Source organism: Comamonas endophytica, from assembly GCF_023634805.2.
GTDB classification, from domain to species: domain Bacteria; phylum Pseudomonadota; class Gammaproteobacteria; order Burkholderiales; family Burkholderiaceae_C; genus Comamonas; species Comamonas endophytica.
In genome coordinates this window covers 451,333-472,077 of the sequence record NZ_CP106881.1, presented here as the reverse complement: position 1 = coordinate 472,077, position 20,745 = coordinate 451,333, and the positions used below count along the sequence as shown (strand labels likewise).

Annotated in this window: 22 protein-coding genes; 17 read left to right on the top strand and 5 right to left on the bottom strand. The window is 69.6% G+C overall.

The annotated features are described in order from the left end of the window. Window positions 1–13: 13 nt before the first annotated feature. From M9799_RS02005 to cobT, 10 genes are all read left to right on the top strand, one after another. Window positions 14–985, top strand: coding sequence for a FecCD family ABC transporter permease (locus tag M9799_RS02005; protein ID WP_318530290.1), 972 nt, complete (start codon window positions 14–16; stop codon window positions 983–985). After that, complete coding sequence (locus tag M9799_RS02000; RefSeq protein WP_231044431.1) at window positions 982–1,785, top strand: ABC transporter ATP-binding protein; 804 nt, start codon at window positions 982–984, stop codon at window positions 1,783–1,785. Before M9799_RS02005 ends, M9799_RS02000 begins: the two co-directional genes overlap by 4 nt. 73 nt (window positions 1,786–1,858) lie before the next feature. Further along, complete coding sequence (gene cobO / locus M9799_RS01995; protein ID WP_231044432.1) at window positions 1,859–2,428, top strand: cob(I)yrinic acid a,c-diamide adenosyltransferase; 570 nt, start codon at window positions 1,859–1,861, stop codon at window positions 2,426–2,428. Between the two features lie 48 nt (window positions 2,429–2,476). Then, window positions 2,477–3,211 carry a 5,6-dimethylbenzimidazole synthase gene (gene bluB, locus M9799_RS01990; RefSeq protein ID WP_231044433.1) on the top strand — a complete coding sequence of 245 codons (735 nt, stop codon included), beginning with the start codon at window positions 2,477–2,479 and terminating at the stop codon, window positions 3,209–3,211. Further along, window positions 3,201–4,160: an adenosylcobinamide-phosphate synthase CbiB gene (gene cbiB / locus M9799_RS01985; RefSeq protein ID WP_231044434.1), complete on the top strand. Its 960-nt coding sequence runs from the start codon at window positions 3,201–3,203 to the stop codon at window positions 4,158–4,160. Before bluB ends, cbiB begins: the two co-directional genes overlap by 11 nt. Continuing rightward, window positions 4,153–5,172 (top strand): aminotransferase class I/II-fold pyridoxal phosphate-dependent enzyme, encoded by a 1,020-nt coding sequence (locus tag M9799_RS01980; protein ID WP_231044435.1) that lies wholly within the window; start codon window positions 4,153–4,155, stop codon window positions 5,170–5,172. The genes cbiB and M9799_RS01980 overlap by 8 nt, the downstream gene beginning before the upstream one ends. Continuing rightward, window positions 5,169–6,674, top strand: a complete 1,506-nt coding sequence (locus tag M9799_RS01975) for a cobyric acid synthase (protein WP_231044436.1) — start codon at window positions 5,169–5,171, stop codon at window positions 6,672–6,674. The genes M9799_RS01980 and M9799_RS01975 overlap by 4 nt, the downstream gene beginning before the upstream one ends. Window positions 6,675–6,887: 213 nt before the next feature. Then, window positions 6,888–7,220: a hypothetical protein gene (locus M9799_RS01970; RefSeq protein WP_231044437.1), complete on the top strand. Its 333-nt coding sequence runs from the start codon at window positions 6,888–6,890 to the stop codon at window positions 7,218–7,220. A gap of 232 nt (window positions 7,221–7,452) precedes the next feature. After that, the gene (locus M9799_RS01965; RefSeq protein ID WP_231044438.1) at window positions 7,453–7,965 is read left to right on the top strand and encodes a hypothetical protein; all 513 of its coding nucleotides are present in this window, start codon (window positions 7,453–7,455) and stop codon (window positions 7,963–7,965) included. Window positions 7,966–8,121: 156 nt separating this feature from the next. Next, window positions 8,122–9,201, top strand: a complete 1,080-nt coding sequence (gene cobT / locus M9799_RS01960; RefSeq protein ID WP_231044439.1) for a nicotinate-nucleotide--dimethylbenzimidazole phosphoribosyltransferase — start codon at window positions 8,122–8,124, stop codon at window positions 9,199–9,201. Window positions 9,202–9,206: 5 nt separating this feature from the next. On the opposite strand, the gene M9799_RS01955 is transcribed toward cobT, so the two are convergent. Further along, complete coding sequence (locus M9799_RS01955) at window positions 9,207–10,121, bottom strand: LysR family transcriptional regulator (RefSeq protein WP_231044490.1); 915 nt, start codon at window positions 10,119–10,121, stop codon at window positions 9,207–9,209. A gap of 135 nt (window positions 10,122–10,256) precedes the next feature. Between M9799_RS01955 and M9799_RS01950 the strand changes: the two genes are divergently transcribed. The 3 genes from M9799_RS01950 (at window position 10,257) to M9799_RS01940 (ending at window position 14,156) form a co-directional block, all read left to right on the top strand. Then, window positions 10,257–11,948 carry an acyl-CoA dehydrogenase family protein gene (locus tag M9799_RS01950; RefSeq protein ID WP_231044440.1) on the top strand — a complete coding sequence of 564 codons (1,692 nt, stop codon included), beginning with the start codon at window positions 10,257–10,259 and terminating at the stop codon, window positions 11,946–11,948. A 77-nt stretch (window positions 11,949–12,025) separates the two neighbouring features. Then, window positions 12,026–13,003, top strand: coding sequence for a Bug family tripartite tricarboxylate transporter substrate binding protein (locus M9799_RS01945; RefSeq protein WP_231044441.1), 978 nt, complete (start codon window positions 12,026–12,028; stop codon window positions 13,001–13,003). Between the two features lie 7 nt (window positions 13,004–13,010). Next, the gene (locus tag M9799_RS01940; protein WP_263725582.1) at window positions 13,011–14,156 is read left to right on the top strand and encodes a CaiB/BaiF CoA transferase family protein; all 1,146 of its coding nucleotides are present in this window, start codon (window positions 13,011–13,013) and stop codon (window positions 14,154–14,156) included. An 11-nt stretch (window positions 14,157–14,167) separates the two neighbouring features. On the opposite strand, the gene nth is transcribed toward M9799_RS01940, so the two are convergent. Continuing rightward, entirely contained in the window at window positions 14,168–14,806 is a 639-nt protein-coding gene (gene nth, locus M9799_RS01935) for an endonuclease III (RefSeq protein WP_231044443.1), read from the bottom strand. A 159-nt stretch (window positions 14,807–14,965) separates the two neighbouring features. Here nth and M9799_RS01930 point away from each other — a divergent pair, with 159 nt between their 5' ends. The 3 genes from M9799_RS01930 (at window position 14,966) to M9799_RS01920 (ending at window position 17,258) form a co-directional block, all read left to right on the top strand. Then, window positions 14,966–16,168 (top strand): aminotransferase-like domain-containing protein, encoded by a 1,203-nt coding sequence (locus M9799_RS01930; protein ID WP_231044491.1) that lies wholly within the window; start codon window positions 14,966–14,968, stop codon window positions 16,166–16,168. Next, the gene (locus M9799_RS01925; RefSeq protein ID WP_231044444.1) at window positions 16,165–16,368 is read left to right on the top strand and encodes a SlyX family protein; all 204 of its coding nucleotides are present in this window, start codon (window positions 16,165–16,167) and stop codon (window positions 16,366–16,368) included. The genes M9799_RS01930 and M9799_RS01925 overlap by 4 nt, the downstream gene beginning before the upstream one ends. A gap of 398 nt (window positions 16,369–16,766) precedes the next feature. Continuing rightward, a complete protein-coding gene (locus tag M9799_RS01920) occupies window positions 16,767–17,258 on the top strand; it encodes a hypothetical protein (RefSeq protein WP_231044445.1) in 492 nt (163 codons plus the stop codon). Window positions 17,259–17,278: 20 nt separating this feature from the next. On the opposite strand, the gene M9799_RS01915 is transcribed toward M9799_RS01920, so the two are convergent. Next, window positions 17,279–18,232 carry an HTH-type transcriptional regulator ArgP gene (locus M9799_RS01915; RefSeq protein ID WP_231044446.1) on the bottom strand — a complete coding sequence of 318 codons (954 nt, stop codon included), beginning with the start codon at window positions 18,230–18,232 and terminating at the stop codon, window positions 17,279–17,281. A 69-nt stretch (window positions 18,233–18,301) separates the two neighbouring features. On the opposite strand from M9799_RS01915, the gene M9799_RS01910 reads away from it, so the two are divergent. Further along, window positions 18,302–18,955: a LysE/ArgO family amino acid transporter gene (locus M9799_RS01910; RefSeq protein WP_231044447.1), complete on the top strand. Its 654-nt coding sequence runs from the start codon at window positions 18,302–18,304 to the stop codon at window positions 18,953–18,955. Here M9799_RS01910 and M9799_RS01905 read toward each other — a convergent pair. Both M9799_RS01905 and M9799_RS01900 read right to left on the bottom strand, forming a co-directional pair. Then, window positions 18,942–19,724 carry an aldolase/citrate lyase family protein gene (locus M9799_RS01905; protein WP_231044448.1) on the bottom strand — a complete coding sequence of 261 codons (783 nt, stop codon included), beginning with the start codon at window positions 19,722–19,724 and terminating at the stop codon, window positions 18,942–18,944. The genes M9799_RS01910 and M9799_RS01905 overlap by 14 nt on opposite strands. A 39-nt stretch (window positions 19,725–19,763) precedes the next feature. Continuing rightward, window positions 19,764–20,744 (bottom strand): Bug family tripartite tricarboxylate transporter substrate binding protein, encoded by a 981-nt coding sequence (locus M9799_RS01900; protein ID WP_231044449.1) that lies wholly within the window; start codon window positions 20,742–20,744, stop codon window positions 19,764–19,766. Between the last annotated feature and the right edge of the window lies 1 nt (window position 20,745).

Here is a 20,745-nt window from a genome sequence, read left to right as displayed (position 1 = left end):
GCATCCGGCCTGGATGGCGCTTGCGTTGCTGCTGGGCAGCGGGGCGCTGATGGCGCTGGGCGCCGGGCTGGGCAGCAGCGGCTGGGAGGGATGGGGCGACCAGGGCGATCCGCTGGCCTGGCAGATCGTGCGCGACATCCGCCTGCCGCGCACGCTGGGCGCCTGGCTGGCTGGCGCGCTGCTGGGGCTGGCGGGTGCCGTGGCGCAGGGGGTATTCCGCAATCCGCTGGCCGATCCCTATCTGCTGGGCAGCGCCTCGGGCGCCTCGCTGGGCGTGGCGCTGGCCATGGCGGCGCTGGGCGCCTCGCCCTTCGCGCTGCAGGGCTTGCTGCGCCTGGGCATCACCGGCGCGGCCTTTGCCGGCGCCGCGGGCGCGGCGCTGCTGACGCTGGTGCTGGCACGGGGCGCGCACGACACGCTGCGGCTGCTGCTGGCCGGCGTGGTGGTCGGCGTGGTGCTGGGCGCGGCGGCGTCGATGGTCTTGCTGCTCAATCCTGCAATCATGCAGGCCATGCAGTCGTTCATGCTGGGCAGCACCGCCTTCGTGGGCTGGAGCGCCTGCGCGCTGATGGCCGCCGTGCTGGTCGCCGTGCTGCTTGCCGCCTGGTCGCTGGCGCGCGTGCTGGACGGCCTGGCGCTGGGCGAAGCCACGGCGCAGAGCCTGGGGCTGCCGCTGGCGCCGCTGCGCCTGCTGCTGATCGCGCTGCTGGCGCTGGCCACCGGCACGGCGGTGGCGCAATGCGGGCTGATTGCCTTTGTCGGCCTGGCCGCGCCGCATCTGGCGCGCTCGCTGGTGCGCGCCATGCACCGCTGGTTGCTGCTGCTGAGCGCCGGCATGGGCGCGGCGCTGCTGCTGGGCGCCGATCTGCTGGCGCGCTGGCTGCTCGCGCCGCAGGAATTGCCGGTGGGTGTGCTGACGGCGGTGCTGGGCGGCAGCTATCTGCTGTGGCTGATGCACCGGCGCAATCTGCGGGAGGCCGCATGAGCGTCCATGTGCCAGGTGCCGGATGGGCGCTGCAGGCCGAGCATCTGTCGGTGTCGCTGGGCGGCCTGCCGGTGCTGCGCGACCTCACGCTGCGCATCGCCGCGGGCCGCTGGACCAGCATCGTCGGCCCGAACGGCGCCGGCAAGTCGACGCTGCTGCGCGCGCTGGCCGGCATGGCGCAGGGCCAGGGGCAGGTGCTGCTGCTGGGCCGTGCGCTGGCGGACTGGAGCAGCCGCGAGCGTGCACGCACGCTGGCCTGGCTGGGACAGGACCAGGCGGTATCCCCCGAGATATCGGTCTATGACGCGGCGATGCTGGGCCGGCTGCCGCACCAGTCCTGGCTGGGCGCAGCTTCCGCGCAGGACCATGCCGCCGTGGAGCAGGCGCTGCGCCGGACGCAGAGCTGGGCTTGGCGCGGCCGCAGCCTGGGCCAGCTCTCCGGCGGCGAACGCCAGCGCGTGCTGCTGGCGCGCGCGCTGGCGGTGCAGGCCCGGGTGCTGCTGATGGACGAGCCCCTGGCCCATCTCGATCCCCCGCACCAGGCCGACTGGCTGGACTGCGTGCAGCAGCTCGTCGCGCAAGGCACCACGGTGGTCAGCGTGCTGCATGAGCTGTCGATGGCGCTGCAGGCGCAGGAACTGCTGGTGCTGGCGCAGGGCAGGGTGCTGCACCAGGGCGGCTGCGCCGATCCGGCCTCGCATGCCGCGCTGGAGCAGGTGTTCGCGCAGCGCGTCCAGGTGCGCGCCATCGATGGCCAATGGGTGGCCTTGCCGCGGCTGCTGCACAGGCGCGGTCCATGACCCGCTGCAGATAATTTTCGGATGCTGCCTGCGCGCAGCGTCCATCTCTCTCACGCAAACGAAAGTGCAAACCATGCAGATCGAACAAGCCCCCACCGAGAAGCCCTACACCAAGCCCGAAGGCCAGCGCCGCGGGCTGGTGCTGGTCAATACCGGCAATGGCAAGGGCAAGAGCACGGCCGCCTTCGGCCTGGCGCTGCGCGCCCACGGCCGCGGCAAATCGGTCAAGATATTCCAGTTCATGAAGGTGCCGACGGCGCGCTTCGGCGAGCACCGCATGTTCGAGCAGCTGGGCATGCCCATCGAGGGGCTGGGCGACGGCTTCAGCTGGAAGAGCCAGGACCAGGAGCAGTCGGCGCAGCTCGCGCGCGAGGGCTGGGAGCGCGCGCGCAACGCCATCATGTCGGGCGTGCACTTCATGGTGGTGCTCGACGAGATCACCTACCCGCTGATCTACGGCTGGCTGCCGCTCGAGCCGGTGCTGCAGACGCTGCGCGAACGTCCGCACGCAGTGCATGTGGTGCTGACGGGCCGGCGCTGCCCGCCCGAGATCATCGAGCTGGCCGACACGGTGACCGAGATGACGTTGGTGAAGCACGCATTCCAGGCCGGCATTCCCGCGCAGCGCGGCATCGAGGATTGACATTGCGACAATGGCTTGACCCACTGGCTTGAAGAAAAGGCGCGACCCATGACTTCCCATCCAAGCCCCGCTGCCGACCCGCTGCCCGGCGCCACGCTGGCCGCGCTGCCCTTCGACGAGGCGGCGCGCGCCGCCGTCTACCGCGCCATCCACGAGCGGCGCGACATGCGCCATTTCAGCGGCGGACGGGTGGAGGAGGCGGTGCTGCTGCGCCTGCTGCGCGCCGCGCACCATGCGCCCAGCGTGGGGTTCATGCAGCCCTGGCGCTTCGTGCGCGTGCGCAGCCGTGCGATGCGCGAGCGCATCCATGCGCTGGTCGAGGCCGAGCGGCTGTGCACCGCCGAGGCCCTGGGCGAGCGCGAGGGGGAGTTCATGCGGCTGAAGGTGCAGGGCGTGCTCGACGCTGCAGAAGTGCTGGTGCTGGCCATGCCGCCGGGGCGCGAACAGCATGTGTTCGGCCGGCGCACGCTGCCCGAGATGGATGTGGCCTCGGCCGCCTGCGCCATTCAGAACCTGTGGCTGGCCGCGCGCGCCGAGGGCCTGGGCATGGGCTGGGTGTCGCTGTTCGATCCCGAGGCGCTGGCGGCGCTGCTGGGCATGCCCGAAGGCAGCCGGCCGCTGGCGGTGCTGTGCCTGGGCCCGGTGCCGGCCTTCTATGCCGAGCCCATGCTGCAGCAGCAGAAATGGGCGCAGCGCGCGGCGCTGGCCGACATGCTCTTCGATGAAAGCTGGGGCCAGCCGGCCAGCGCCGGCAAAGACGCAGGCAGCAGCGATGTGGGCTGAGGGTGTGGGGGGAGCGGGCGCCGCGGCCGCGGCAATGCTGCTGGCACTGCTCATCGATCGTCTGTGGGGCGAGCCGCCTGCCCGGATGCATCCGGTGGTGGGCATGGGCCGGCTGTTGGGAGCCGGAGGCCGCTGGGCGGGTGCCAGCGAGGCGCGCGATCCTGATTTCAGGCGCTGGGCCATTGGCGCAGCGCTCTGGTGCCTGCTGGCCGCAGGAATTGCCGGCAGCTGCGCGGCGATGCAATGGCTGCTGGGCCAGGCACCGGTCTGGCTGGCCGTGCCGCTGCTGGCGCTGCTGCTCAAGCCGCTGTTTGCCTGGCGCATGCTGCAGGCCGAAGTGCAAGCGGTGGAAGCTGCGCTGCAGCAGTCACTGGAGGCCGGGCGCGAGCGCCTGTCGTGGCTGGTGAGCCGCGATGTCACGCAGCTGAGCGAATCCGAGGTGCGTGAAAGCGCGCTGGAGACGCTGGCCGAGAACCTCAATGATTCGGTGGTGGCGCCGCTGTTCTGGTTCGCGCTGCTGGGCCTGCCCGGCGCCGCGCTCTACCGCTTTGCCAACACCGCCGACGCCATGTGGGGCTACCCCGGCTGGCGCGGCGGACGCTACTGGCAGTGGGGCGGCAAGTGGGCCGCGCATGCCGACGACCTGCTGTCGTGGATTCCGGCGCGGCTCACCGCATTGCTGCTGGCGCTGGGCGCGGGCGGCCTGCCGCTGGCAAAGCTCTGGTGCGAAAGCCGGCGCACGCCTTCGCCCAATGGCGGCTGGCCGATGGCGGCGCTGGCGCTGGCGCTCGACGTGCGCCTGGGCAAGCCCGGTTCCTATGTGCTGCATGCCGCGGCCCGCCCGCCCGAGGCGCGGCATACGCAAAGCGCGCTGCAGCTGACGCGCCGCGCGGTGCATCTGCTGGCGGCGCTGACTGCGCTGGGCGGGCTCTGGAGTGCCTATGGCTGAAAACCTCCACGGCGGCACCGATGCGCTGGGCGTGCCCGCGCATGACTTCTCCACCAATGCCAACAGCTGCGGCCCCTGCCCGCAGGCATTGGCGGCACTGCGGGCCGCGCATGCGCAGCAGTATCCCGATCCGGCCTACACGGCGCTGCGCGCGCGCCTGGGCGCCTTCCATGGCGTCGATGCCGCGCGCATCCTGCTGGCCGGCAGCGCCAGCGAATTCATCTTCCGCATCACGGCCCACGCGGCGCGCCGCGGCATGCGCCATGTGCTGCTGCCCGTGCTCAGCTATGGCGACTACGCGCAGGCGGCGCGCGCCTGGGGCTTGGAATGCAGCGCGCCCACTCCTGGGCCGCAGGACGCTGCCACCCTGCAATGGGCCTGCGAACCCTCGAGCCCGCTGGGCCAGGCCGACCCGGCGCTGGCCCGCTGGCAGGCCGAAGCGGACGGTCAACTGCGCGTGCTGGACTGCGCCTACCAGCCGCTGCGCCTCGATGGCCGGCGCAGCGCCTTACCCGCCGGCGCCTGGCAGGTCTGGACCCCCAACAAGGCGCTGGGCATGACCGGCGTGCGCGCCGCCTATGCGGTGGCGCCCGAAGGGGCGCAGGCCGAGGTGGCGGCATTGCAGGCGCTGGCTGCCTCTTGGGTGGTGGGCGCGCATGGCGTGGCGCTGCTGGAGGCGTGGACCACTCCTGAGGTGCAGCAATGGATCGCGCACAGCCGCACCCAGCTCGCACGGTGGAAGGACGCGCAGATCGCGCTTTGCACCGCACTGGGTTGGCAGGTCGTTCCCGGCAGCCTGGCCAATTATTTCGTGGCGCGATGGCCGGCCGAGGATTGGCCGCGCATGGGCGCGCGCCTGGCCTGGCTGCGCCGCGAACACGGCATCAAACTGCGCGACACTTGCAGCTTCGGGCTGCCTGGCGCGGTCCGGCTGGGGGTGCTGCCCCCGGCATCGCAGCAGGCGCTGGGCCAGGCCTGGCGCGCGGCGCAGCTTCTCGACATGACGACATGAACAAAAACACCACCCATCTTCCGCTGCCCGTGCCGGGCCAGCGCCCCGCGCTGTGCGTCATGGTGCTGGGCACCAGCAGCGGCGCGGGCAAGAGCTGGGTCGCCACGGCGCTGTGCCGCTGGTACCGCAACCAGGGCTTCAAGGTCGCGCCCTTCAAGGCGCAGAACATGAGCAACCACGCGCGCGTGGTGCCCGCGCCCGGCGGCGGCTGGGGCGAGATCGGCACCGCGCAATACCTGCAGGCGCTGGCGGCGGGCTGCGCGCCAGAGGTACGCATGAACCCGCTGCTGCTCAAGCCCGAGGCCGACATGCGCAGCCAGGTGGTGCTGCTGGGGCAGGTGGACCAGGCCCTCACCCAGCTGCCCTGGCGCGAGCGCGGCAGGCATGTCTGGCCGCGCATCTCCAAGGCGCTCGATGCGCTGCGCAGCGAGAACGACGTGGTGGTGATCGAAGGCGCGGGCTCGCCCGCGGAGATCAACCTGCAGGCCAGCGATGTCGTCAACATGCGCGTGGCGCGCCATGCGCAGGCGCATTGCCTGCTGGTCAGCGACATCGACCGCGGCGGGGCGTTTGCCCATCTGTATGGCACCTGGGCGCTGCTGCAGGAGGAGGACCGGACGCTGATCCGCGGCTTCGTGCTCAACAAGTTCCGCGGCGATGCGCGGCTGCTGGCACCCGCCCCGCAGATGCTCGAGGCCCTGACGGGCGTGCCGGTCGTGGCAACGATTCCGCGGCTGGCGCAGCACGGCCTGCCCGAGGAAGACGGCGCACAGGACGCGGGCGCCGGCTACGGTGCCGCGGGAGCGCCGGTGCAAACCACGGTGGCGGTGGTGGCCTACCCGCGCGCCAGCAATCTCGACGAGTTCCAGCCGCTGTTGAACGTGCCCGGCGTGCGCCTGGTATGGGCGCGCAGCCCGGCGCAGCTGCACGGAGCCGACTGGGTGATCCTGCCGGGCTCCAAGGCCACGGCCAGCGACCTGCGCTGGCTGCGCGCGCAGGGGCTCGACGCCGCGCTGGCGGCGCATGTGGCCCAGGGCGGGCGGCTGTGGGGCATCTGCGGCGGACTGCAGATGCTGGGCGAGGCGCTGATCGATCTGCATGGTGTCGATGGCAACGAGGCGGGCCTGGGGCTGCTGCCGCTGGTCACGGCCTTCGACGTCGACAAGCAGCTGCTGCACGCCGAAGTGACCATGCCCCAGCTTGCTCCTCCCTGGCAGGCGCTGTCGGGGCTGGCGCTGCAGGTCTATGAAATCCACCACGGCCAGACCCGGCCGCGCGGCGACATGGTGGCAGCGGGCCAGGGCGTGCACGAATGCCTGCCGGGCCTGGTGTGGCAAAGCATCGACGGCCGTATCCTGGGCAGCTACTGGCATGGCCTGCTGGAAAACGCCAACCTGCTGCAGGCCCTGCTGGGCGCCAATGCACCTACGCTCGACAGCGTGTTCGACCGCTTGGCATCGGGGGTGGATGAATGGTTCGCACGTACGGCTGCGTCGGCCTGAAAAGAGGATGTAGGTTCACTCCTTCAACCTCAGGCGGGCTGGGCTGATAAGTCTGGCAAGGCAACGGCCTCAAGCTCTGGTTGTACCGACGAGGTTGCCCCGCAGCTTCATCTGTCCTACCCCTTCACTCTGAGGAACGCCACTATGACCATGCAATCGACCCTGTCCCGCTCCCTGCAAATGACCCTGTGTGCTGCTGCTGCGGCTTGCGCCATGGGTGCAGTCAATGCACAGACTCAGCCGCAAGCCAAGCTGGCTGAATCCTCGAGCACCCAGACTCCGGTGCAGGCTTCGCCCACGCTGGCCAAGAATCCCGATGCCCGCAAGGACATGCATGGCTCGACCCCCACGGCGCCTTCGCAATCGTCCATGGAAGCACAGCGCCCCACACAGGCTTCGCCCACCATCGCCCCCGCGCCTGACAGCGGCAAGAATGCACGCGGTACGCACTCGTCGACCAACCATGGTCCTTCGCAATCGCAGATGGAAGCCATGCGCCCATCGCAGGCTTCGCCTTCCACCGCTGGCTCCCCCACCGGCCGCTAAACAGTCCGGCGGCGCATGCCGCTGGCATAGGCGAAAGGCCCTTCGGGGCCTTTTCTCATGCCTGCCCCCGTGTATCCATCATGTTCACACCACCACTGTAGGCTCCCTCCTGCAGGCTCAGGCGGGATGAGCTGATAAGTCCGGGCAGCGAACTGCCCCAAGCTCTGGAACATGCTGCAGAGGCTGCATCCGGCCGCCTCCTGTCCCATCCACCCATTCAGGAGAAAACCCCATGAAATCCACTTGGTCCCGCTCCGTGCAGATGACTCTGTGTGCCGCTGCGATCTGCGCCATGGGCGCAGTGAATGCGCAGACTCCCCAGGCTCCGGCAAGTGTCGGCACGCCGCAATCGAGCACCCAGACCCCGTCCCAGGCTTCGCCCTCGCAGGCACGCGGCACCGAAGGCAACATGACGGAAGGCCGCAAGGGCGAGCGCCACCACCGTGCCCACAAGGGCGAGCGCCACAAGGGTGAGCATCAGCAGCGCCAGCGCGGCAAGTACGCAGACCCGCATCAGCACGAGGCCGCAGCCGTGCGCGCCGAGGAGCGTGCCGGCCGCCTGCGTGGCGGCGAGCAAGGCATGGACCAATACCAGCGCAACGCCCTAGCCCGCTGCGAAGTGTTCCGCGAGATGGAGGACCGCCAGTCGTGCGCCAACCGCGTGCGCTCCTCCGATGTCAGCGGCAGCGTGCGCGATGGTGGCGTGCTGCGCGAGTACACCGAGCAGGTGCCGGTGCGCAACTGAGGCATGCCTCGCGCATGAACCAAGGGCCCTGCGGGGCCTTTTTTCATGGCGCCGGCAAGACCCTGAACCTGGCGCAGGATGGCGTACGCTGCGGCCCCTGGCTGCCGCGGCCGGCGATACTTGCGGTTTTTGCACTTGCCCGCCGGCCGCTTCGCAATGACCCGTTTTTTGCCTGAAATTCCCTCCATCCACGACACCGCATGGAGTGCGCGCGTGCAAGCGCTGATCGACCAGAAGACCAAGCCGCTGGGCGCGCTCGGCCTGCTCGAGCGTCTGGCGCACCGGCTGGCCTGCATCCTGCATAGCGAGGCACCGCGGCTCGCGCAGCCGCAGATGCTGGTGTTTGCCGCCGACCATGGCCTGGCGGCGCGCGGCGTGTCGGCCTATCCGGTCGACGTCACCTGGCAGATGGTGCGCAATTTCCTGTCCGGCGGCGCGGCGGTGAGTGTCCTGGCGCGGCAAAACGGCCTGGACCTGCATGTGGTGGACTGCGGCGTGGCCCGCGAGATCGCCGCGCGCCCGCATGTCCCCGGCCAGCCGCGGCTGTGGCACTGCAAGGTGGCACATGGCACGCAGGACTGCTCGTCGGCGCCGGCGATGAGCGCCGCGCAGTGCGATGAAGCCATGCGCCATGGCGCGCTGCTGGTGCAGGCGCTGCCGGGCAACGCGGTGCTGCTGGGCGAGATGGGCATCGGCAATACCTCGAGCGCCTCGCTGCTGCTGGCGCGCCTGTGCGCGCTGGACGTGGCCCAAGTCACCGGCGCGGGCACCGGGCTCGATGCCGCGGGCGTGGCGCGCAAGGTGGCGGTGCTGCGCGAGGTGCTGGAGCTTCACCACGCGGCGCACGAGCCGCTGGAGGTGCTGGCGGCCATGGGCGGTTTCGAGATCGCGGCCATGGTGGGCGCGGTGCTGCAGGCAGCGCACGAGCGGCGCGTGATCGTGGTCGATGGCTTCATCACCACGGCCGCGGTGCTGGTGGCGAGCCGGCTGCGCCCCACCGTATTGGAGCGATGCGTATTTGCCCACCGCTCGGGCGAGCCCGGCCACACCATCGCGCTGCAGGCGCTGGGCGCCGAGCCGCTGCTGGACTGGGGCCTGCGCCTGGGCGAGGGCTCGGGCGCGGCATTGGCCTGGCCGCTGCTGGAATCGGCCTGTGCCATGCTGCGCGAGATGGCCAGCTTCGCGTCGGCCGGCGTGGACGGGCAGAAGGCCGAGGCCGAGGCCGAGGCAGCCTGAGGCATTCAGCGCGCCGGCTTGGCGCGCGCGGGCCGCTGCCGGCCTGCCACCGATTGCAGGTGATCGAGCAGTATCGGCACCAGCGGGTGCGCGGGCAGCGGGCGCCACATGGCCTGCAGCACGGACAGCGGGGTCTTGCCGGCGATCGGCCTGAACGCCAGTCCCTGCATGCCTGCGCGTTCCAGACAGGCCGGCACCAGGGACACGCCCTGGCCCGCGGCCACCAGCGACAGCACGGAAAGCCAGTGACGCACTTCATGGCGCAGCTCGGGATCGAAGCCCGCGCGCTGGCACATGCTGCGGATCACGCGGAAGTAATCCGGCGACACCGCCTCGGAAAACAGGATCATGCGCTCGTCGGCGAGCTCTGCCACCGGGATCCGCGCCTGGTGCGCCAGCCGGTGCGCGGCCGGAAGGCAGGCGATGAAAGCTTCGCTGACCATGGTCTGCGCGCTCATGCCGGGCGGCGGTGCCATGGTGTGCATCAGTCCCAGATCGATCTTGCCGCTTTGCAGCGCCGCCACCTGGTCGATGCTGTTGAGTTCATGCAGGTCCACGCGCACCTCGGGGTAGAGCAGGCGCATGCGTTCGAGTGCCTCGGGCAGGCCGCGGTACATGCTCGAGCCCACGAATCCCAGGCGCAGGCTGCCGGCCATGCCCTGCGCCACCGCACGCGTGTCCACCGCCGCGCGGCGCGTGCGCTCGAGGATGTCGCGCGCCTGCGCCAGCAGGTGCCGGCCCGCGTGCGTCAGTCGCACGCCGCGGCTGTTGCGCTCGAACAGCTGGGCATCGAGGGTGCTTTCCAGCTGCTTGATGGCGATGCTCAGCGGCGGCTGCGAGATGCAAAGCCGCTTGGCCGCGCGGCTGAAATGCAGCTCCTCGGCCAGCACCACGAAGTACTGCAGTTGGCGAGTTTCCAGCGGGATCATGCGACGATCAATTCGGTTCAAATATGAATCGATACTTTAATAATATTTGACGCGAATGGCATTGATTTCCAGAATTTGTCCATGCGGTCCTCGATGGCCGCACGGCTTTCGAGGAGACAAATACACATGAGCGCTGCCCATTCCCCTGCCATCAGCGTTGCCGCGCATCCCGTGCCCGACCGCCATGGCAGCAATCTCTACACGACGGACGCCCAGTTCACGCCACTGCTGCAGCTGTACCTGCCGCCCGATGTCAACGCGCATCTGCAGCCTTACCTCAAGCGCATGGGGGAGCTGGCAGGCGGCCGCCTCGACGAGCTGGCGCTGGTGGCCGACAAGAACCCGCCCACGCTCTCGCACCGCACGCGCACCGGCCGCGACGCGCAGCGCATCGACAAGCACCCGGCCTACGTGGAGATGGAGCGCGTGGCCTATGGCGACTTCGGCCTGGCGATCATGTCGCACCGCGAGGGCGTGCTGGGCTGGAAGGGCAGGCTGCCGCCGCTGGCCAAATACGCCCTGACCTATCTGTTCGTTCAGGCGGAGTTCGGCCTGTGCTGCCCGCTGTCCATGACGGACTCGCTGACGCGCACGCTGCGCAAGTTCGGCGCGCCGCAACTGGTCGACAAATACTGGGCGCAGCTCACCGCCACGGATTTCGAGGAGCAGGCGCAGGGCGCGATGTTCATGACCGAACAGGCGGCCGGCTCCGACATCGCCAACACCCAGACCCTGGCCGCGCCGCATGCCGACGGCTCCTGGCGCCTGACGGGCGACAAATGGTTCTGCTCGAACCCGGACGCGGCCTTTGCCATGGTGCTGGCGCGCGTCGAAGGCGATCCCGCGGGCATGAAAGGAGTGTCGCTGTTCCTGCTGCCGCGCCTGCTCGACGACGGCAGCGCCAACCACTACCGCATCATCCGCCTGAAGGAAAAGCTCGGCACGCGCTCCATGGCCAGCGGCGAGATCACGCTCGACGGCGCCGTGGCGTATCTGGTGGGCGAGCAGGGGCGGGGCTTCGCGCAGATGGCCGACATGGTGAACAACTCGCGCCTGTCGAACGGCGTGCGCGCCGCCGGCATGATGCGCCGCGCCGTGGCCGAGGCCGAGTACATCGCGCAGGAGCGCCACGCCTTCGGCAAGGCGCTGCAGGACATGCCGCTGATGCGCCGCCAGCTCGACAAACTGCGCATCCGCTCGGAGCAGGCGCGCACCATGGTGCTGCAGACGGCGCAGGCGCTGCAGCGCTCCGACGCGGGCGAGGAGGGCGGCTACGCGCTGCTGCGCATCCTCACGCCACTGATCAAGTTCCGCGCCTGCCGCGACGCGCGCAAGGTCACGGGCGATGCGATGGAGATGCGCGGCGGCTGCGGCTACATCGAGGAATGGAGCGACCCGCGCCTGGTGCGCGATGCCCACCTGGGCTCGATCTGGGAAGGCACGAGCAACATCGTGGCGCTGGACGTGCTGCGCGCCATCCGCCGCGAGAACTCGCTCGCGGCGCTGCAAGCCCACGCGGCCGGGCTGCTGCAGGAGACCGATGCCGCGCCCGCGTTCAAGCAGGCGCTGCAGTCTGCGTTCGAGCGCGCGGCGGCGTTTGCCGCGGCCGCCGTCGAAGCCAATGGCGAGGGCGAGCGCCTGGCGCGCACCGCGGCCTCGGCGCTCTACAACAGCTTCACGGCCATCGCCATGGCCTGGGAGGCGAGCCGCACCGGCAGCGCCGAGCGCCTGCGCTGGGCGCAGCTGGTGCTGGTGCACCGCGTGCTGCCGCGCGATCCGCTGCAGGACATGGAGATTCCCCGAGACTGGCTGCAGTAAGGGGAGGGCCGCGCAGGCGAAGGCCGCCGCGGCGGCATGCAATGGTGATAGCAATACAAACAATGGAGACAAGACAAATGACCGCACATCGAATCCTGCTGGCCTGCGCGCTGGCCTGCAGCGCCGCCACCCCGGCGCTGGCCCAGGGCGAGGCCTTCCCGTCCAAGCCCATCAACTTCGTCGTGCCCTTCCCGCCGGGCGGTCCCACAGATGCGATGGCACGCACGCTGGCCGCGGCGCTGACCGAGGAGATCGGCCAGAGCGTGGTCGTGGAGAACAAGGCTGGCGCGGGCGGCAACATCGGCGCCGATGCGGTGGCGCGCGCCAAGCCCGATGGCTACACCATCATGTTCGGCACCTCGGGGCCGCTGGCCATCAACAAGAGCCTCTACAGCAAGATCACCTACGATCCCGCGACCAGCTTCGCGCCGATCATCCGCGTGGGCCATCTGCCCAATATCCTCGTGGTGCACCCGAGCGTCAAGGCGGCCAACCTCAAGGAGCTGATCGCGCTCGACAAGTCCAAGCCGCAGAGCCTGAACTATGCGTCTTCGGGCAATGGTGCCTCGTCGCATCTGGCGGGCGTGCTGTTCAACCGCATGGCCGGCACCACGCTGCAGCATGTCCCGTACAAGGGCACGGGCCCGGCGCTCAACGACCTGATCGCGGGACAGGTGCAGATGAGCTTCACCGACATCCTCACGGCGATGCCCTATATCAAGTCGGGCCGCCTCAAGGCCATTGGCGTGGCGACCGAAAAGCGCTCGCAGGCCATGCCCGAGATCCCCTCGATTGCGGAGCAGGGCTTGCCGGGCTATGACGTCAGCGTGTTCTTTGGCGTGGTCGCGCCCGCGGGCACGCCCGCCGATCGCATCGCCAGGCTCAACAGCGCCTTTGTCCATGCGTTGAAAAGCGACAAGGTGCGCGCCACCTTTGCCGCGCAGGGCCTGGAGTCGGCGGCCGACCAGACGCCTGAGGGCCTGGCGCGCTTCATCAAGGAGGAGATGGCGAAGTGGAAGACGGTGGTCGATGCCTCGGGCGCCAAGCTGGATTGAAACGCCCATGGAGCAGCAGGAAGATTCGATGGAAAAGACAATAGCCCCCGCGGCCGGTGCGTTGCAGGGCATCCGCGTGCTGGACCTTTCGCGCATCCTCGGCGGCCCGCTGTGCGGGCAGATCCTCGGCGACCATGGCGCCGATGTGCTCAAGGTCGAGCCGCCCGCCGGCGACGACACGCGCGCCTGGGGCCCGCCGTTCCAGGACGGCGTGGCCTCCTATTACCATGGCCTGAACCGCAACAAGCGCATCCAGTTCCTGGACCTGGCCTCGACAGAGGGCCGGGAAAAGGTGCTGGCGCTGATGGCCCAGGCCGATGTGCTGATCGAGAACTTCAAGATCGGCACGATGGAGAAATGGGGCATCGGCTACGAGCAGCTGCGCGAGCGCTTCCCAAGCCTGGTCTGGTGCCGCGTCAGCGGCTTCGGCGCGGACGGCCCGCTGGGCGCCTGGCCCGGCTATGACGCGGCGATCCAGGCCATGACCGGCCTGATGAGCGTCAACGGCGAGCGCGACGGCGGCCCGCTGCGCGTGGGCCTGCCGGTCGTGGACATGGTGACTGGCATGAACGCGGTGATCGGCGTGATGCTGGCGCTGCACGAGCGCCAGCGCAGCGGGCAGGGCCAGCTGGTCGATGCCGCGCTCTACGACAGCGGCATCTCGCTGCTGCATCCGCATGCGGCCAACTGGTTCATGGACGGCAGGCAGCCGCAGCGCTCGGGCAACGCGCACCCCAACATCGCGCCCTATGACGTGCTGCAGACCGGCTCCATCCCGGTGTTCTTCGCCGTCGGCAACGACCGGCAGTTCCGGCTGCTGTGCGAGCACATCGGCTGCGCGGCGCTGGCGCAGGACGAGCGCTTTGCCACGGCCGGGCAGCGCTCCATCCACCGCGATGCGCTCAAGCCGCTGCTGGAAGAAGCGCTGGCGGCCTTCGAGGGCGATGCGCTGGCCACCGAGCTGATGGGGATCGGCGTGCCCGCCGCGCCGGTGCAGCCCGTCGATGCCGCGCTCGAGCACCCGCACACGCTGCACCGCCAGCTGCGCGTGCGGATGCCGGGCTACCAGGGGGTGGGCGCGCCGGTCAAGCTCTCGCGCACGCCGGCCACCTACCGGCATGCGCCGCTGACGCCCGGCGACAGCTTCGAATAGGCGTTTCGGGCTCAGGGCGCCGGGGTCTTGGGCTCGAAGTCGCAGTACTGCGCCACGATGCATTCCCAGCAGCGCGGCTTGCGCGCCTGGCAGACATAGCGGCCCAGCAGGATCAGCCAGTGGTGCGAGTCCACCGCGTACTCGGCGGGCACGCGCGCCATCAGCTGCCGCTCCACCGCCAGCGGGTTGGCGCCGGGCGCCAGTCCCGTGCGGTTGCTGACGCGGAAGATATGCGTGTCCACGGCCATCGTCGGCTCTCCAAAGGCGACGTTGAGCACCACGTTGGCGGTCTTGCGGCCCACGCCCGGCAGGTCCTCGAGCTCCTCGCGCGTGCGCGGCACCTGGCCGCCATGGCGCTCGATCAGCCGGCGGCAGGTCTCCAGCAGATGCCGCGCCTTGCTGCGGTAAAGGCCGATGGTCTTGATATGCGACTCCAGCCCCTCGAGGCCCAGATCGAGGATGGCCTGCGGCGTGTTGGCGACGGGAAACATCCTGCGCGTGGCCTTGTTGACGCCCACATCGGTGGCCTGCGCCGACAGCAGCACGGCCGTGAGCAGCTCGAACACCGTGGTGTATTCGAGCTCGGTGTTGGGCATCGGATTGGCCGCCTTGAGCGTGGCGAAAAAGGGAGCGATCTGCGCAGTCTGCATGGAAAAACCGGCGGCAAATGGACATTGTCGGCCAAAACCCGGCACCCGCGCGGGTGCGCCGCCGCGCGGCATCGCGCGCGGCTTTGGAATTTGGTGAAGAATGCTGGGTTGGCGCCTTCCATGGCCGCCATTGAATATCGTTGAATGGAACCCCTTACTATGCAATTCGCCGAGCGCCTGAACCAGGTGGAGACTTCCGCCATCCGTGAGCTTTTCAAGCTGCTGGGCAAGCCCGGCATCATCAGCTTCGCCGGCGGTTTTCCCGACAGTGCGCTGTTCGATGTCGAAGGCATCCGCGCCGCCACCGAGGCCGCGCTGGACGAGGAACCCGGCGCCGCGCTGCAGTATGGCGCCACCGAGGGCCATCAGCCGCTGCGCGAGGAGCTCGCCAGGCTGATGGCCGCCAAGGGCGTGAGGGATGTCGCGGCCGGCGACCTGCTGGTCACCACCGGCAGCCAGCAGGCGCTGGACCTGCTGGGCAAGACCATGATCAGCCCGGGCGACAAGGTGATCGTCGAGGGCCCGACCTTCCTGGCCACCATCCAGTGCTTTCGCCTGTATGGCGCCGAAGTGATCAGCGCGCCCATTGACGAGCAGGGCGTGGATGTCGAAGCGCTCGAGAAGCTGATGGCCGAGCACCAGCCGAAGATGGTCTATCTGATCCCGACCTTCGGCAACCCCAGCGGCGCCACGCTGAGCCTGGAGCGCCGCCGCAAGGTGCTGGAGCTGGCCGTCAAGTACCAGACGCTGGTGGTGGAGGACGACCCCTATGGCGACCTGTACTTCGACGCCGCGCCGCCGCCGAGCCTGCTGGCGCTGTCCTCGGAAGTGCCCGGCAGCCGCGCCTGGCTGGCCCACTGCGGCAGCCTGAGCAAGGTGCTGAGCCCGGGCCTGCGCGTGGGCTGGCTGGTGGCGCCCACCGCGCTGCGCGAGCGGGCCGTCATGTGCAAGCAGTTCAGCGATGCCCATACCAGCACCTACGCGCAGGCCACCGCCGCGCAATACCTCAAGGCCGGCGGCATGCCGGCGACGCTGGCGCGCGTGCGCGCGGTCTATGCCGAGCGCGCGCGCGCCATGGGCGAGGCGCTGCGCCGCGAACTGGGCGACGCCGTGAGCTTCGTCGCGCCGCAGGGCGGCCTGTTCCTGTGGGTCAGGCTCACGGGCGCGCGCGGCCAGCTCCAGGATGCGAATGTGCTGGCCAAGCGCGCCATCGAGCAGGGCGTGGCCTTCGTGCCCGGCGCGCCCTTCTTCGCGCAGAACCCCGATGCCTCGACCTTCCGACTGTCGTTCGCCACGGCCGACGTGGCGAAGATCGAGGAGGGCATGGCGCGCCTGGGCCAGGCATTGCGGGCGCAGGCATGAGCGACCAAGAGCGCATCACCGAGCTGGAGATCAAGGCCAGCTATGTCGAGGACACGCTCGACCAGCTGAACATGACCATCTACCGGCAGCAGCAGCAGATCGATGCGCTGATCGCCGAGGTGCGCAATCTGCGCCAGCAGATGCCTGAGAGCGGGGGAGGTGCGCGCAATCTCAGGGATGAATTGCCGCCGCATTATTGAGGTGTCACTTGCACCCTTTGGCCCCCAGGTGAACGGCTGAGCCGGATTGCCACGGTTGGTGCCTTGTTTGTAGGGCAGGCCGTCCATGGTTCGACGGGGTCGCCCAGGCAGGTCCACCACGAAGGGCTTGACAGGGCGCTTCGTCCAGCTGAACCGTTCGTCCTGAGCCTGTCGAAGGATGGACGTCCTTCCCCAGGCAACCCTGCGCGCCCAGCCAGCGGCAGGGCATCCCCCTCCATTTCCCCGCATCCACCTCGCCTTTTGGACTACACGCGGGTCCAAGCTCCTCATGCACTCTGGTGTTGCGCGCGGATGGAGAGATCCGCTGCAGCGAGCGCGCCGGCAGCATCCCTGCAGCCGGCCCGTGTCTTGATCCAACGATTTCTGCAGGAGCACACATGACCACAGGCGACAAGAACCTCAATCTGGACCCCATCACCGACGAACCCGGCGCCCATCCCGTGGGCACCGGTGTTGGCGCAGGCGGCGGTGCCCTGGCGGGCGCGGCCGCAGGGGCCATTGGCGGGCCTGTGGGCGCCGCCGTGGGCGCGGTGGTCGGCGCAGTGGCCGGCGGCCTGGCGGGCCACAGCGTGGCGGAAGGGCTCAATCCCACGGCCGAGGAAGCCTACTGGAAGGGTGCCTACGACAAGCAGGACCATTACCGCGAGGGCTACACCTATGACGACTACGCCCCGGCCTACCGCGCCGGCTGGGAAAGCCGCGCCGCGGGCCATGACCGCTGGGAGCAGGTGCGCGACGATTGGTCGCAGCGCTGGGATGGCGTGCAGCGCCAGCATGGCTCGCGCCTGAAGTGGGACGAAGCCGAGCCGGCTGCCCGCGCCGCCTGGGATCGCGCCAACCAGTATTACGTGTTCAACAAGCAGGAGTGAGGGCCAACGAGGGCTGGTGACTAACCGGCCTTCGATCCCGGCGATGCAGCGCTCTCAGGCGGGTGCATGCCGGGCATGGGCTCCAGCCAGCCGGCCGCGGCGGTGATCACGCAATGCGTGAGCCGCTGCAGGCCGGCTTGCGCATTGCGCGCATGCGCCCAGTACAGGGGCACATCCACGCCGGTATCCGGCAGCACTTCCACCAGCGTGCCGGCATCGAGGTAGCGCTGGATCAGCACCGTGGGCTGCATGGCCCAGCCCACCCCCGCTTCGCAGGCGCGCACGAAGGCATAGGCCGAGGGCAGCCAGTGCTTGGGCGGGCCATGGCGCGAGGCCAGCCCCTGGGCCTGCAGCCACCGGTCCTGCATGCTGTCCTTGCGGTCGTAGCTCAGCATCGGCGCGCGCGCCACCGCTTCGGGCGTCACGCCCTGGGCGAAGTGCTGCTGCATGAATTCCGGGCTGGCGGCCGCGACGTAGCGCATCGAGCCCAGCGGCCAGGTGTTGCAGCCGGTGATGCTGGTGGAGGTGGCGGTGACCGCGGCCATGACCGCGCCTTCCTTGATGCGCTTGGCCGTGTGGTCCTGGTCGTCGATGCTGATGTCGAGCAGCTCGTTGCCTTCGCGCGTGAAGGCCGCCATCGCGTCCATGAACCACGACGACAGCGAATCCGCGTTGACGGCCAGCTTGAGCGTGGGCGGCATGAACTGGCCCTCGGCCACCAGCGCCGGGTTGGTGCGGCGCAATTCGTTTTCCAGCAGCGCCACCTGCTCGACATGCAGGCACAGCCGGCGCCCCGCCTCGGTCCCGGTGCAGGGCTGGCCGCGCAATACCAGCACCTGGCCCACGCGTTCCTCCAGCAGCTTGATGCGCTGCGAGACCGCCGAGGGCGTGATGTGCAGCTTGCGCGCGGCGCGCTCGAAGCTGCCTTCGCGCACCACCGCGGCCAGGGCTTCCAATCCGGCGTAGTCGAGCATTAGCTTGTCTTAGGATGTTTCAATTGGTTTAATTTTACTTAATTTATTCGGGGAACGACAATTTCCCTTATGTGGACCTCGTTGATTTCTTCCTCCTGGCTGGCCGGCTTCACGGTCTGCCTCTCGCTCATCATCTCGATAGGAGCGCAGAACCTCTATGTGCTGCGCCAGGCCGTGCAGGGCCGCCACGTCCGTGCCTGCGTCGCCTGGTGCGTGCTCAGCGATGCACTGCTGATTGCCATTGGCGTTGCCGGCATGTCGCAGCTGATCGCGCGCGAGCCCACGCTGGCGCACCACCTCTCGGTGGGGGGCGCGCTGTTCCTGCTGGCCTACGGCCTCTACGCCCTGTGGCGCGTGGCGTTTGCCGCCGACGTCGCGCTGCAGGGGCCGGCCGCGGCGCAGCGCGGGCTGCTGGGCGTGCTGGGCACGCTGGCCGTGATCACCCTGTTCAATCCGCATGTCTACCTGGACACCGTGCTGCTGGTGGGCAGCATCGGCGCGCGCCAGGAAGGCGCGCTCAAGAGCGTGTTCGTGGCCGGCGCGGCCTGTGCCAGCCTGCTGTGGTTTGCGCTGCTGGCCAGCGCCGGGCGGCGCATGCAGCACTGGTTTGCGCATCCGCTGGCTTGGCGCGTGCTGGATGGGGCCACCGGGCTGATGATGCTGGCACTGGCGTGGTGGGTGTGGAGCGGCAGCCAGGCCCCGGCCGCGCTCAACGCGGCCTGAACGCCGCCAGCGTGTCCGCCAAGCCCTGGCGCAGCAGCGCCAGATCCAGCCCCACGGCAACGAACTGCGCACCCAGCGCGAGGTAATCCTGCGCACGTTCCCGGTCGGGCATGAGGATGCCCGGCGCCTTGCCGCAGGCGCGGATGCGCACCAGTGCATCGCGTATGGCGCTTTCCACTTCCGGGTGCCGGTGGTTGCCCGGATGGCCCATGCTGGTCGACAGGTCCGAGGGGCCGATGAAGATCCCGTCCACACCTTCCACGGCCGCGATGGCCTCGATTTCGGCCAGCGCCTCGCGCGTCTCCACCTGGACCAGCACGCAGGTCTGCTCGTGCGCATGCAGCACGTAGTCCGCCTCGCGCCCGAAATTCGAGGCGCGCATCGCGCCGCCCAGGCCGCGCAGGCCGCGCGGCGGGAAGCGCGTCGCGGCCACCGCGGCCTGCGCCTCGCGCGCGTTCTGCACGAAGGGAACCAGCAGCGTCTGGGCGCCGAGGTCGAGAAAGCGCTTGATCAGCACCGGATCGTTCCACGCCGGCCGCACCACGGGCGTGGTGACGATGCCGCCGGCGGGGCGCGCGGCCGCGGCCGCCTGCAGCTGCTGGAGCATCTGCGGGATGTCGACGGGCGCGTGTTCGGTGTCGAGCAGCATCCACTCATAGCCCGCGCCCGCGACCAGTTCGCTGACGTAGGGCGAGGGCAGGCTGGACCAGATGCCGATCTGCGCGCGGCCCTGCTGCAAGGCCTGTTTGAAGAGATTGATGGGTGGCATGTCGTGTGAGAGAGCAAAAAGTGGTGTGTTCCTGGCGGCTCATTCCATGGTGATTCCCGCGCGCTGGATCACCTGCTGCCAGCGCCCGGATTCCGCCTGCCGGCGCGCCGCGAAGTCTTCGGGCGAGCTGGCAACGACTTCCATGCCCAGCGCCGCGAGCTTTTGCGCCATGGCCGGCGCGTGCAGCGATTGCTGCAGCACCTCCAGCAGCTGGCGCCGCACCGCCGGCGCGAGTCCGCGCGGCGCGGCCACGCCCTGCCAGGACTGGATCTCCATGTCCGGCACCCCGGCTTCCGCCATCGTCGGCACCTGGGGCAGAACCGGAGAACGCACGCGTCCGGTCTGGCCCAGGGCCTTGAGCTTGCCGCTGGTGATGTGGGGCAGCACTGCGTTGATGTTCTGGAACGACGCGTCGACCTGCGCGCCCAGCAGGTCGTTGATGGCGGGAGCGCCGCCCTTGTAGGGTACATGCAGGCCCTGGATGCCGGTGCGCTCGAGAAACAGCGCCGCCGCCAGGTGATCGGAGGCGCCGCTGCCCGAATTGGCGAAAGTCAGCTTGCCGGGATGGGCCTTGCCATGCGCGATCAGCGCACCCACCGTATCGAAGGGCGCGTTGGCCGGGACCACCAGCACGTTGGCGATCTGCACCGCCACCGTGAGCAGGTCGAAGTCCTTGGCGGGATCGAAAGCCAGCTTCTTCGTGAACAGGTGCGGGACCACGGCAAACGGCCCCGGCGGGCCGATCACCAGCGTGTAGCCGTCCGCAGGCGCGCGGGCCACGGCGGCAAAGCCGATGGTGCCCGTGGCCCCGGGCCGATTCTCGACGATGACCGAGGACTTGAGCCGGCCCTGCATCTCATGTGCGATGGCGCGGCCGATCCAGTCCACCGTGCCGCCCGCGGGAAAGGGCACGACCAGCGTGATGGGTCTGGCGGGCCAGGGCGGCGTCTGTGCGGCGGCCGGCAGCGCCAGCGTGGCGGCGCCGGCATAGGCCAGGAAATCGCGTCGGTGCAGTGGCATT

Coding starts and splice junctions, on each gene's coding strand:
- M9799_RS02005 (WP_318530290.1), top strand. CDS start 14: ATGGCGCTTGCGTTGCTGCTGGGCAGCGGGGCGCTGATGGCGCTGGGC.
- M9799_RS02000 (WP_231044431.1), top strand. CDS start 982: ATGAGCGTCCATGTGCCAGGTGCCGGATGGGCGCTGCAGGCCGAGCAT.
- cobO (WP_231044432.1), top strand. CDS start 1,859: ATGCAGATCGAACAAGCCCCCACCGAGAAGCCCTACACCAAGCCCGAA.
- bluB (WP_231044433.1), top strand. CDS start 2,477: ATGACTTCCCATCCAAGCCCCGCTGCCGACCCGCTGCCCGGCGCCACG.
- cbiB (WP_231044434.1), top strand. CDS start 3,201: ATGTGGGCTGAGGGTGTGGGGGGAGCGGGCGCCGCGGCCGCGGCAATG.
- M9799_RS01980 (WP_231044435.1), top strand. CDS start 4,153: ATGGCTGAAAACCTCCACGGCGGCACCGATGCGCTGGGCGTGCCCGCG.
- M9799_RS01975 (WP_231044436.1), top strand. CDS start 5,169: ATGAACAAAAACACCACCCATCTTCCGCTGCCCGTGCCGGGCCAGCGC.
- M9799_RS01970 (WP_231044437.1), top strand. CDS start 6,888: ATGGGTGCAGTCAATGCACAGACTCAGCCGCAAGCCAAGCTGGCTGAA.
- M9799_RS01965 (WP_231044438.1), top strand. CDS start 7,453: ATGAAATCCACTTGGTCCCGCTCCGTGCAGATGACTCTGTGTGCCGCT.
- cobT (WP_231044439.1), top strand. CDS start 8,122: ATGACCCGTTTTTTGCCTGAAATTCCCTCCATCCACGACACCGCATGG.
- M9799_RS01950 (WP_231044440.1), top strand. CDS start 10,257: ATGAGCGCTGCCCATTCCCCTGCCATCAGCGTTGCCGCGCATCCCGTG.
- M9799_RS01945 (WP_231044441.1), top strand. CDS start 12,026: ATGACCGCACATCGAATCCTGCTGGCCTGCGCGCTGGCCTGCAGCGCC.
- M9799_RS01940 (WP_263725582.1), top strand. CDS start 13,011: ATGGAGCAGCAGGAAGATTCGATGGAAAAGACAATAGCCCCCGCGGCC.
- nth (WP_231044443.1), bottom strand. CDS start 14,806: ATGCAGACTGCGCAGATCGCTCCCTTTTTCGCCACGCTCAAGGCGGCC.
- M9799_RS01930 (WP_231044491.1), top strand. CDS start 14,966: ATGCAATTCGCCGAGCGCCTGAACCAGGTGGAGACTTCCGCCATCCGT.
- M9799_RS01925 (WP_231044444.1), top strand. CDS start 16,165: ATGAGCGACCAAGAGCGCATCACCGAGCTGGAGATCAAGGCCAGCTAT.
- M9799_RS01920 (WP_231044445.1), top strand. CDS start 16,767: ATGACCACAGGCGACAAGAACCTCAATCTGGACCCCATCACCGACGAA.
- M9799_RS01915 (WP_231044446.1), bottom strand. CDS start 18,232: ATGCTCGACTACGCCGGATTGGAAGCCCTGGCCGCGGTGGTGCGCGAA.
- M9799_RS01910 (WP_231044447.1), top strand. CDS start 18,302: ATGTGGACCTCGTTGATTTCTTCCTCCTGGCTGGCCGGCTTCACGGTC.
- M9799_RS01905 (WP_231044448.1), bottom strand. CDS start 19,724: ATGCCACCCATCAATCTCTTCAAACAGGCCTTGCAGCAGGGCCGCGCG.
- M9799_RS01900 (WP_231044449.1), bottom strand. CDS start 20,744: ATGCCACTGCACCGACGCGATTTCCTGGCCTATGCCGGCGCCGCCACG.